Genomic DNA, 11,304 nt, shown 5'->3' with positions numbered 1-11,304 from the left:
CGCCTTCGTCACGATGATCCCTCCATGGTCGGATTCTGGGGGGATCATCTCGCACCAGGCACGCTGGCGCTAGGTGTGCACTATTTGACGCTCACGGAAGTCGAGTTCTAGAAAGCCAGGGAAGCGTTCGGAGAATATTCTTCGATGACAGTGCGGGTTTGTACAGAAGAATTTTCGTGCCCTTACACGTAACACAACTTTGTATGTCACACATGGGGATATCTTCGACTGTTCGATGGTAGTGACTGTGGACACGACTGGTCCAGTGTCCGCAGTCGGGACAGTGATTACCTGGTATTAAGTCAATAGAATAGACACCCCAAAACAGAGAAATTGTAAGTTTTAATATTTTGATATAGTTTCTGTTCCCACTCAGCTTGCCTTGGTCATCAATGTTTGGAAATATCTTCTTTCGCATTCAATCGGTGTTCGATAACCGATGGATGAGTGAACTCGCTCCCGGTTGTACCAGATCTCGATGTATTCGAAGATCCGCCGCAGCGCCTGTTCCCTTGTTTTGAACTTTTCCAGATAGACGAGCTCTCGTTTAATAATGCTGTGAAACGATTCGATGCACGCATGATCAAAGCAGTTGCCTTTGCGACTCATGCTACCAATCATCTTGTATTCTCGCAGCTTTTCCTGGTAGTCACGAGAGGCATATTGGCTTCCCACGGTCCGAATGATGCAGCACTGGTTCTGTTGGTCTCTGGCGTTTGTAGGCCTGCTCCAGCGCTCTGATGCACAGCTCTTTTGTCATCCGTGCGTCCGCACACCAGCCCACAATCTTGCGGCTATATAAATCCTCCAAGCTGGCCAGGTAGAGCCATCCCTCATCCGTTGGGATGTATGTGATGTCTGCCATGTACACTTGGTTAGGACGCTCTGCTACGAACGTTTGGTTTAGCACATTCTCCTGCACCGGGTAATTATGGTTCGAATACGTGGTCGCCTTGTACTTGCGAACTGTACGGCTCCGAAGTCCGTTTTCTCGCATGATTTTGGCCACGGTCTTCTGCGCCACACGTTCGCCCTCTTGCCGCAGGATCTGCGTGATTTTAGGACTGCCGTAGAGTCGACAGGATTTCACGAATATCTGATGAATCCGCTTCGTGATTCGATTGCGACGCTTGGAACGCTCGCTCTCAGGGCGCCGACGCCACACATAATACCCGCTCCGAGATACCCCCAATATTTTGCACATCTTCTCAACCGAAAATTTGGAGCGGTGTCTGTGGATGAATTGGTACTTTATTTCCGGTCGTTTGTGAAGATGCGCACAACTTTTTTTAAGATCGCATTCTCCTCTCGCAGTTCACGGATTTCCCGCTCAAGATCCCGTAGGGGCTTCGCTTCCGGCTTGAGGTTCCCGCTTCCGACGAACGGGGTGGAAGGATCCTCCTTGTATTTTGCCACCCAGCCATACAACGTCTTTTGCGAAATACCGAGCTCCCGAGCCACCTGGCTCGCTGGTTTCCCACTCTCCAAAGCCAATTGAACTGCGTGAAGTTTGAATTCCTTGTCGTACTTCTGTGTCATGTGGCTCACCTCGAATCGCCTTATTCTTACATTCTCGATTCGTTGTGTCCACTATTTCATCCTAACACCAACCAGAGGAGGTCGATGAAAGGTGCAAAACAACGAGAGATGAAGTGAAATATCCATGCGATACGGTGAGCTCAGGAAAGTCGCTGGAGAGAAGCTTGTCCATATCTATCACCTCTACGCAAATCGTAGCGTGTTAGATCTGAAAATGCTGTCGAATTAAAGGGGATTTTGAATCCATCACCAAAAACGCGAAAGAACCATTTTACATCCGATGTTGACAGCTACCACGACGGTTGCTCGAAACATAGGGGTGTCGTACCTCACCGCATGGGGCATGTTGCGTAAAGTGCGTAAGGCGATGGTAGATCGTAATGGAAGGTACCAATTGGAGGGCCTTGTACAAAGTGACGATGCGTATTTCGGTGGAGAAAGTCACGGGGACGGAAAGCGTGGGAGGGGCTCGGATCAAGACTAGGTTATCATTTAGAATTGGGTTATGAAATGTAAGGGTGAGTCAAAAAGAAAGAAGATTCGACAACCTATGAGGATTGCTTGCGTCGGCGATAGTCTCGCCAGGAGTATCCTTGATTCGCGGCCGATTGCGCATTGTCGAGAACCCATATCCAAAACTTCTCGAACAGTCGCCGCGGTCAGCTTTTGGCGCCGCAACAGCACTCGGTGAGATCAGCGTGACGAATCGCGGCGCGTTTAACGAATAATTCAAGTTCGCTCCTGAAGCGGCTTGCGAAGGACGTCTTGTCCGAGAAACCAGACATCGTCGTGATCGAAATTGGAGCCAACGACTGCGATTTTCGGTGGAACGAGGTCGCTGAAGCCCCTGATCTCGAGCACACACCTTATGTTCCCCTAAAGTTTTGTGAGCAACATTGAACCCATGGTGGAACAGATTCAAGAGGCAGGTGCGAAACTGCTCCCGTTGACGCTCTTGCCTTTAGATCCAGTTCGCTACTATCGGCATCTGTCCATGCGGTTTGGCACGAGCATCGCGCATTGGATTGCCTGCTGCGTTGGAATCGAATGCTGGCATAACCGATACGACGAAGCGCTGCGCTAAGGTGTGGGAAGGCTCGGGGCTGGCCATATCGATGTGCGCGCCCGCGATGGACAAGTTCAATTGTGGCGATTCATGCCCAGCGACAATGGTATTCACCTTACCGCGACGGGTTATCAGCACGTCTGTTCCATGGTGTTCTCACCCCTCTTCGCGTTGGGGCTCGTGAATCCCGGCACAGTATCGGAAACGGCCGCCGAGCCGCATATCGCCTCGTGAGATGTGCCGGCATAGCGGTTCTCCGAGGCATGACAGCCGAAAGTGGCTACTTGAAGACGATTGGGTACATTTACTTGAATACAAGTATACAATATACTGCCTCTATAACTGCACCTCGCTCTAGGATGTCTACGGAAACTTTGCTCAAGTGACCTCATTCCATGGATAAAAGAGGTGATTTGTGTCAGGAACCTCACAGCGCGGGAGACGCTGTCAACGGGCTCGATTCTCGACAATAAACCGAACCGGACCGGACACACCAGCATCGTGACGTTGTGACTCGGAGGGTTGAAAATGGTCATCGGTATGCTATTTGGAGAAGGGAAGAAGACGCTTGGGGAACAAGCGTACGAAATTATTCGGGAAAATATCCTCGCGTTGCGCCTGAAACCCGGACAGACAGTCTACGAATCGGAATTTTCCACGATGTTGAACACCAGTCGGACGCCGGTTCGCGAAGCCGTTCGCGCGTTGCATATTGAACAGTTGATCGACGTGCTGCCGCAACGCGGTATGAAAATTGCGCTGATTTCGGAACGCAAAGTAGAAGAGACAAGATTCGTCAGGGAGAGCCTTGAAGTCAGCGCCATTTGCAAGATCGTCGACCAATGGGAACCCGTACAGAGAAAATACCAAGACCTATACAGAGCATTGACCAGTAATCTTCAATCTCAGAAGGAAGTCATCCAAAATGGCGATGCCGTACAGTTCTTGCAAGCCGATGAAGCGTTTCACAGACTTCTCCTATCCGCCATTGGCAATGCGACACTCGTTTCGGTCGTGTCCCAGATGAGGGGTCACCTCAATCGCGTTCGCCTCCTGTCGTTGCAGGAAATCCCGTACACGGAAGGACTTGTTCGGGAGCACGAACAACTGTTGGAGGCGTTGCAGTCGAAGGATCGAGATCGAGCCACCTCCATCCTGAGTGCTCACTTGTCGAGAGTGAGTGAGGACATTCAAGTCGTCAAGGACAAATATCCAGACTATTTCACGGATTGAGCCAGTGACATACCACGTTTGGAGCAATCACTTCCGTGTAAGGGAAAGATGAATCGTGCGAATCTCAGACGTGACCGCAACCACAGTGACCTTGCCGCTCGAAGCCCCGTTGCGCCACAGCAACGGCGTGCATTGGGGCAGATTTGTACGGACCATCGTACAAGTGTTTACGGATGAAGGTCTCGTCGGCCTCGGTGAAATGGGCGGAGGAGAAAGCGCCGAAGCCGCGATTCGTGGTCTAAAACAGTACTTAGTCGGTCACGATCCGTTCAAGCTCGAAGAACTTCGGTTTAAAATCGCCAATCCGACAGCGAGCCTCTACAACAATCGCACGCAGATGCTGGCAGGTGTCGAATTCGCCTGTCTGGACCTGATGGGCAAATACTTGAATGTGTCCATTTCCCAGATTCTTGGCGGACGATTGCGGGATCGGATCCCTAACTCCGAGTCCTGCCTCGGCGAAGTTCGGACAATCGATCAACTCGTGCAGCACGCCACAGCGTTGCGAAACGAACACGGCTTTCGCGTCCACAAATTGAAAGGCGGCGTATTTCATCCAGATTATGAATTGGAATGTTATCACGCGCTTGCAAGCACTTTCCCCGAGGATCGGCTTCGCTACGACCCCAATGCCGCCCTCAGCGTCGAAGAGGCGATTCGCTTTGGCAGGAGCATCGAGAGACTGAACAACGACTACTTCGAAGACCCAACCTACGGCTTGAACGGTAATCGTCGAGTGCGCCAAAACGTTCGCATTCCCATCGCGACAAACACCTTCGTCGTCAACTTTGAACAGCTGGCGACGAACACGCTGACGCCAGCCTTCGATGTGATCCTTCTGGACACGACGTTTTGGGGCGGCATTCGCGCCTGTGTCAAAGCGGCGAGCGTGTGTGAGACCTTCCAGTCGTCGATTGGCGTGCACTCTTCAGGAGAACTTGGCATCCAACTCGCCACCATGCTGCACCTCGGTGCCGTGCTCCCCAACTTCACATTCGCTGCAGACTCGCACTACCACCACCTGAGCGACGACATCATCGTCGGCGGCAAGTTGACATATCGCGATGGGTGCATCGACGTACCGACCGGTCCTGGACTGGGCGTTGCGCTCGATCCCGATAAACTCGCCGAATACTCGGAGCTATATCAAAAATTCGGCGGCTATCCGTATGACAGAGATCCGTCCAGAATCGACTGGTTTCCATTGATTCCAAACGATCGCTGAGCAGACCACAAGTAAATCCCAACCTTGGACCAAGACAGGGGGACTCCATATGATTCTAGGCGCGGCTGTACCGCCCGATCACGCCAAGACGCTGTCCGTCAAAGCGGCCGAAATGAGACTGTCGGAGCACGCGACGGACGAAGATCTGCTGGCTCTGCGGGGCCGGTTTGAGGAACTCGGGATCATGAACGCGCAGATCGGCGCGTACTGCAATCTATCGAGTACGGATGAAGCCATTCGCCAGGAGAACATTCAGCACGTCAGGCAGGCCATGCGCGTGGCGCATCTGGCAGGCTGCAAGAACGTCGTCGTCGGAGGCGGGCATCGCGATCCCAGTCGCCCCCGCGAGACGGCGTCGGCGCACATCGACAATTGGACCGATCACGCGTTGGACGTGTTGGCCGACAGTTGCCTGCAAGTATTGGATGGCCTCGACTTCGATGTCCATCTCGTGATTGAAACCTGGGTGATGACACCGGTCAGTTCTGAGCAGCGGGCCCTGCAATTGGCCAACAAAGTGAACCATCCAAAGATGGGCATCCTGTTCGATCCCGTCAATTGCATGAATATCGAACGGTATTTTCAAAACGGCGATTTCATGCGCCGCTTTGTGGAAACCGTCGGCGACAAGATTTTTCTCGTTCATCTGAAAGATACGTTTCTACGTGCGCGGCCGATTACGTATCATATGTCGGAAGTGCCGATTGGCGAGGGCAACCTGGATTACCCAGCGCTGCTTCGGGCAATCGACCCGTTGCCCGTTCCCGTTCTGTTGGAGCACATGTCCAACCCCGACGACTATGGGCCAAAGGTTGAATACATTCGCAACTTGGCCGGCGAACTGGGTATCGACCTATGACCGCCGTATCCTTCGCCATCGTTGGGGGAGGCTTTCGGACCAAATATTTTCTGAACGTCGCGAGAGCGTTGCCGGAATTGTTCGACGTATGCGGCATGGTGGTCCGGGATCGCGAAAAGGGACAAGTGATTGAACGAGATTGGTCCGTTTTGACTTTCCGGACCCTCGGTGAACTGCTCGCGGTTCACACGCCCGATTTCGTCGTTCTCTCCATTCATCCGGCCGCAAACGTGGAGTATGTCGACGATTTGCGGCGAGCGGGCATACCGGCCCTGGTGGAGACACCTCCGGCCGCGGATCTTGAGGGATTGTTGGAATTGCACCGGCTCACCCGGCTTGGCGCACGAATTCAGGTCGCAGAGCAGTACGCGTTCCGCCCGATGCACGCCGCGAGGTTACAGATTGTCCAGTCGGGAAGGTTGGGCGATATCACCCAAGCCACCGTTTCGATTTCTCACGGCTATCACGGAATCAGCTTGCTCCGCAAGTTGCTTGGCGTACGCTTCGAACCCGCGGACATCCGGGGCATGCGATTTGAATCCCCCATGGTGGCCGGTCCGACGCGGGCCGGTCCGCCGATTGAGGAATCCATCGTGATGTCCAAACGGGACATCGCCTGGATTCGGTTTGGCGACAAATTGGGCATTTACGATTTCACCGCCGGTCAGCACCGCTCCTGGATTCGGTCAACCCACTTGTCCGTCCGTGGGGTGCGCGGTGAAATTGACGATCACCGCGTGAATTTGCTGCTGGACCACCGCACACCGCTCCATCTCGATTTGGAACGCGTCAATCGGGGCGAGGAGGAGAATGTCGAGGGCTACTTTTTAAGCGGGATCATCTGCGGGGACCAGTGGGTGTACCGCAATCCGTTCGCCGGCGCGCGCCTCTACGACGATGAAATCGCGGTCGCCGCCTGTATGCGGAAGATGGCGGACTACGCGCGAGGAGGTCCCGATTTTTACAGCCTGGCAGAAGGCGCTCAAGATCACTACTTGGCGATGCTCATCGAGCAGTCCATCCAAAGCGGTGACGAAATCACCTCGACGGTCCAACCATGGGCAGAGGATTAGGGGGGGTTAAGATGGACACCGAGGATTTGTCCCGAATGCTTCAATCGCAGTCTGACGATATCTACGACATTCCGACCAAGGCCAAAGGGCCTGCCGGAAAATTGCCGCTCACTGCGGACATGCTGCGCAATTGGCCGAGCGGAGACCTGTTTGGATTAACCCAAAACGTCGGAATGGGATGGAGTCCGGCCGAGGTGCTCGGCAAGTCCGTGCTGATATTGAGCACGCAGGGAGGCCTGCGCGAGGAAGACGGGACACCAGTCGCCCTCGGATACCATACGGGCCACTGGGAAATTGGCCTGTAGGTCAAGGCGGCGGCAGAAGCGTTTCGCCAACTAGGGGCCATTCCGTACGCCGCCTACGTCAGCGACCCTTGCGATGGCCGATCACAGGGAACAACCGCCATGTTTGATTCTCTGCCATATCGAAACGATGCGGCGTTATTGATGCGGCGCTTGATTCGATCACTGCCGACACGCAGGGCCGTGATGGGCGTCGCCACCTGCGACAAAGGCTTGCCCGCCACCATGATTGCGCTCGCTTCGCTGCGTGAATTGCCAGGAATCATTGTACCAGGGGGTGTGACCTTGCCCTGGAAGACGGCGAAGACGCAGGGAAGATTCAAACGATTGGCGCCCGTTACGCCCATGGCGAGATCGATCTTGAATACGCCTCCGAGGCCGCCTGCAAGGCCTGCGCGTCGCCCGGAGGAGGTTGTCAGTTTCTTGGCACGGCGGCGACTGCGCAAGTGATCGCTGAAGGGCTGGGAATCGCTTTGCCGCATTCCGCGCTCATCCCATCAGGGCAGCCCATCTGGCTGGAAATGGCCCGTCATTCGGCAAGGGCCCTCATGCAGGCCATGCGGCTTGGCTGGGGCATGCAGGACCTCTTGACGGACGCCAGTCTGCGCAACGCGATGGCTTTGCACGTGGCATTCGGCGGATCGACCAACCTGTTGCTGCCCATTCCCGCCGTCGCGCACGCTGCAGGGTTGTCGATCCCGACGGTCGGCGACTGGAAGGAGATCAACCAGCAGGTGCCTCGGTTGGTGAGCGTATTGCCGAACGGCCCTGTCGATCACCCGACGATTCGGGTCTTCCTGGCCGGCGGCGTGCCCGAAGTGATGCTGCATTTGCGAAAGGCGGGGCTGCTCGATCTCTCCGTCAAAACCATCGCGGGGTAGACGCTCGCCGACGTGTTGGACTGGTGGCAGGATTCTGAACGCAGGTACAACGTGAGAAGACGGCTGCGTGAGATGGACGGGAGCGACCCTGACGACGTCATTGTGGCACCGGATATCGCGCGATCTCGCGGGCTGACGTCCACTTTGGTGTTTCCGACGGGCAATCTGGCGCCGAAGGGAGCGGTAATCAAGTCGACCGCGATCGATCCGAGCGTTGTGGACGCGGACGGCGTGTACCGCCACATCGGGCCAGCCAAGGTGTTTACGACCGAGCGGTCGGCTATCGAAGCTATCAAAAACGGATCGATTGAGGCAGGGGACGTGTTGGTACTGACGGGGTGCGGGCCGTCCGGCACTGGGATGGAGGAAACGTACCAACTGACTTCGGCCCTCAAGTACCTGCCTTTTGGCAAGCGTGTCGCACTGGTCACAGACGCCAGATTTTCGGGCGTGTCCGCCGGGGCGTGTATCGGCCACGTTGGACCGGAAGCCCTTGCGGGCGGACCGATTGGGCGCCTGCGGGACGGAGATCTGATTCAAATCGAGATCGATCGCGTGCGACTCGAAGGAACTGTCGATTTCGTGGGCCGCCTAGGCGCGCCTGTCACGCCGGAGGAGGGCGCGGCCGTCCTCGCAAAACGCACACCGTTGGCCGATTTGGCGCCCGATCCCGACCTTCCCGACGACACCCGGCTCTGGGCGGCTCTCCAATCCGTCAGCGGCGGGGCGTGGAAAGGGGTCGTATACGACGTGGATAAGATCATCGAAGTGATTGAAGCGGGGAAGAAAGCCTTGGCGCTTTCACCGCAGGTTGACGCATGACGAAGGGGGTCTCAACGTGGAATCAAAGAATTGGATAGGCGGCGAGTGGTATGCGCCGACATCCGAAACGATGGTGATCAGTTCACCCTCGGATATCTCAGTCGACGTCGGTGTGCTCCACTTTTCGGACGAGTCCGACGTGATTGCCGCAGGCGACGCCGCACGCAAGGCCCTGCCAAGCTGGGCCGATCAATCACCCATGGCGCGGGGCGACATCCTTTACCGGGCTGCCGCGCTGTTGGAGCAACAACTCGAAGAAATCGCCGTGCTTGCAAGTTCTGAAATGGGAAAACCCATCACCGAAATGAAAGGGGAGGTGATGCGCGGCGTCAATCTGCTGAAGTATTACGCAGCCGAAGGCGCGCGAGCGGTCGGCCAAGTCATTCCGGCCAGCCAATCACAGGTCCTCCAATACACGAGCCGTGTTCCACTCGGCGTGGTCGCCATCATCACACCGTGGAATTTTCCGGTCGCCATCCCGATTTGGAAAATCGCGCCCGCCCTCATCTGCGGCAACACGGTCATTTGGAAACCCGCGGAGAATGCGTCGCTGTCGGCGACGCGAATCGCGCAGGTGTTCGCTGACGCTGGCGTGCCGGCCGGTGTGCTGAATGTCGTGATCGGCAGGGGGCCAGAGCTCGGCGGCGCGCTGTTTGAGAAGACAACCCTTGACGGTGTGGGCTTTACGGGTTCGACGAATACAGGCATGCACGTCGCCGCCATGGCTGCGGCGCGCAACATCAAATACCAGACGGAAATGGGCGGGAAGAACGCCGCAGTGGTTCTGGCGGATGCGGATCTGTCCGTGGCGGTACCCGCCATCTTGAGCGGCGCATTCCGATCCGCCGGGCAGAAATGCACAGCGACCAGCCGCGTGATCGTCGAAGCGACGATATACGACGCGTTTCTGACCGCTTTGACGGACCAATTGAAAGACGTCTACACCGGCTTCGCGCTCGATCCACGCTCGTACCTGGGCCCGGTGGCATCCAGGCAACAGTTCGAAAAAGTGCAGTCCTACGTGAAACTGGCGGAGACCAACGCCAAACGCGTGCACAGAGATCATCTCAACGCCGAAGCGGAAGGCTATTACGTCCAGCCGCTCGTGATCGAAGGCGTTGACAGAGACAGCCCATTGGTGACGGACGAGATCTTTGGCCCCGTCATGGCGCTGCTTCCCGCGAGCGGCTTCGATGAAGCGGTCCAGTTGAGCAATCAGACCGTCTATGGTCTGAGCGCATCCGTATTCACGCAGAACATCCATCACGCCTTGCGCTTTCTGAATGAGTCAGAGGCAGGCATGGTCCGCGTGAATCTGGAGTTCGCAGGCGTCGAGTATCAAGCGCCATTCGGCGGCATGAAAGCTTCCAGTTCCCATTCCCGCGAGCAGGGACAAGCCGCGCTGGATTTCTACACGCAGACGAAGACCTGCGCAATCTATTACGGATGATGAGGGCCACAGATGAAAACCATCCGATTTCTGCACCCAGACGATGATCGCGTCCACCTAGGCATACTCGAGGGAGACGCCGTGTACAGCGTGACCAAGCGCGTCCCAGCGTGGACCGAGCCGATTGCGATGTGGCATGCGCTTCGCGCGCTCGACCTGTCACCGGCGGAAGCCGGGAAGAGACTGGCGACCGGAGCTTGCCTGTCGTTTGCCGATCTCGAGCGACAAGGTCGCCTGTTGCCTCCCGTCGCCGCGCCGGAGGTGTGGGCGTCAGGGGTGACGTACGAGCGCAGCCTCGACGCGCGCAACGCGGAGACACAGGTGAAGGACAGCGTCTACGACAGGGTATACACCGCGGAGCGGCCGGAATTGTTCTTCAAAGCGACCCGCGACCGATTGGTCGCACCAGGAAAACCGTTGCGACTGCGATCCGATTCCTAGTGGATGGTGCCTGAGCCTGAATTGACGCTTGTTATCGCTGCGGACGGCTCGATCATCGGTTGGACCATCGGCGACGTTTTCAGTTCGCGCGACATCGAAGGTGAGAATCCACTGTATCTGCCGCAGGCGAAGCTGTTTGCACAAAGCTGTTCACTAGGTCCGGCGCTGCTGTGGAACGAAAGGGAAGAGCATCCGGAAAATTGGGACATTCAATTGATCCATTCGGCGGGACGGCGAGATCGCGTACAACGGAATTGTGTCGCTGTCGCAATTTCGTCGGAGCTTCACCGAACTGATCTCCTACCTGTTGCGGGACAACGTCATTCAGGACGGCACAGCGTTGATGACCGGCACAGGGACCGTCCCGCCAGACGAATTTTCGCTGACGGCAGGGGAACGTGATTGAAATCGCG

9 protein-coding genes and 3 pseudogenes are annotated in these 11,304 nt (G+C 56.1%); 11 read left to right on the top strand and 1 reads right to left on the bottom strand.

Features of this window, described 5'->3' with window-relative positions; translation table 11 throughout:
• Positions 1 to 372: 372 nt before the first annotated feature.
• Positions 373 to 1,539: pseudogene (locus C7445_RS12960) on the bottom strand (IS3 family transposase).
• 322 nt (positions 1,540 to 1,861) lie between these two features.
• Between C7445_RS12960 and C7445_RS15030 the strand changes: the two are divergent.
• From C7445_RS15030 to C7445_RS12915, 11 genes and pseudogenes are all read left to right on the top strand, one after another.
• Positions 1,862 to 2,017: pseudogene (locus C7445_RS15030) on the top strand (IS1595-like element ISAxf1 family transposase); the annotation flags it as partial.
• Positions 2,018 to 2,132: 115 nt separating this feature from the next.
• A complete protein-coding gene (locus tag C7445_RS14920) occupies positions 2,133 to 2,267 on the top strand; it encodes a hypothetical protein (RefSeq protein WP_279586223.1) in 135 nt (44 codons plus the stop codon).
• Positions 2,268 to 2,425: 158 nt separating this feature from the next.
• A complete protein-coding gene (locus tag C7445_RS12955) occupies positions 2,426 to 2,623 on the top strand; it encodes a hypothetical protein (protein ID WP_134160973.1) in 198 nt (65 codons plus the stop codon).
• A 510-nt stretch (positions 2,624 to 3,133) separates the two neighbouring features.
• A complete protein-coding gene (locus C7445_RS12950; protein WP_134160971.1) occupies positions 3,134 to 3,838 on the top strand; it encodes a GntR family transcriptional regulator in 705 nt (234 codons plus the stop codon).
• A 55-nt stretch (positions 3,839 to 3,893) separates the two neighbouring features.
• Positions 3,894 to 5,063, top strand: a complete 1,170-nt coding sequence (locus C7445_RS12945) for an enolase C-terminal domain-like protein (RefSeq protein WP_134160969.1) — start codon at positions 3,894 to 3,896, stop codon at positions 5,061 to 5,063.
• Positions 5,064 to 5,112: 49 nt separating this feature from the next.
• Complete coding sequence (locus C7445_RS12940; RefSeq protein ID WP_134160967.1) at positions 5,113 to 5,922, top strand: sugar phosphate isomerase/epimerase family protein; 810 nt, start codon at positions 5,113 to 5,115, stop codon at positions 5,920 to 5,922.
• Entirely contained in the window at positions 5,919 to 6,995 is a 1,077-nt protein-coding gene (locus C7445_RS12935) for a Gfo/Idh/MocA family protein (protein WP_134160965.1), read from the top strand. The genes C7445_RS12940 and C7445_RS12935 overlap by 4 nt, the downstream gene beginning before the upstream one ends.
• 11 nt (positions 6,996 to 7,006) lie before the next feature.
• A pseudogene (locus C7445_RS12930) lies at positions 7,007 to 9,000 on the top strand (YjhG/YagF family D-xylonate dehydratase).
• A gap of 16 nt (positions 9,001 to 9,016) precedes the next feature.
• Entirely contained in the window at positions 9,017 to 10,450 is a 1,434-nt protein-coding gene (locus C7445_RS12925; RefSeq protein WP_134160963.1) for an aldehyde dehydrogenase family protein, read from the top strand.
• A 12-nt stretch (positions 10,451 to 10,462) separates the two neighbouring features.
• A complete protein-coding gene (locus tag C7445_RS12920) occupies positions 10,463 to 10,891 on the top strand; it encodes a hypothetical protein (RefSeq protein WP_134160960.1) in 429 nt (142 codons plus the stop codon).
• 3 nt (positions 10,892 to 10,894) lie between these two features.
• Complete coding sequence (locus C7445_RS12915) at positions 10,895 to 11,293, top strand: hypothetical protein (protein ID WP_134160958.1); 399 nt, start codon at positions 10,895 to 10,897, stop codon at positions 11,291 to 11,293.
• Positions 11,294 to 11,304: the final 11 nt, after the last annotated feature.

Source organism: Alicyclobacillus sacchari, assembly GCF_004366795.1.
In the GTDB taxonomy this organism is placed as follows: domain Bacteria; phylum Bacillota; class Bacilli; order Alicyclobacillales; family Alicyclobacillaceae; genus Alicyclobacillus; species Alicyclobacillus sacchari.
This window is presented reverse-complemented; position numbering and strand designations above follow the sequence as displayed.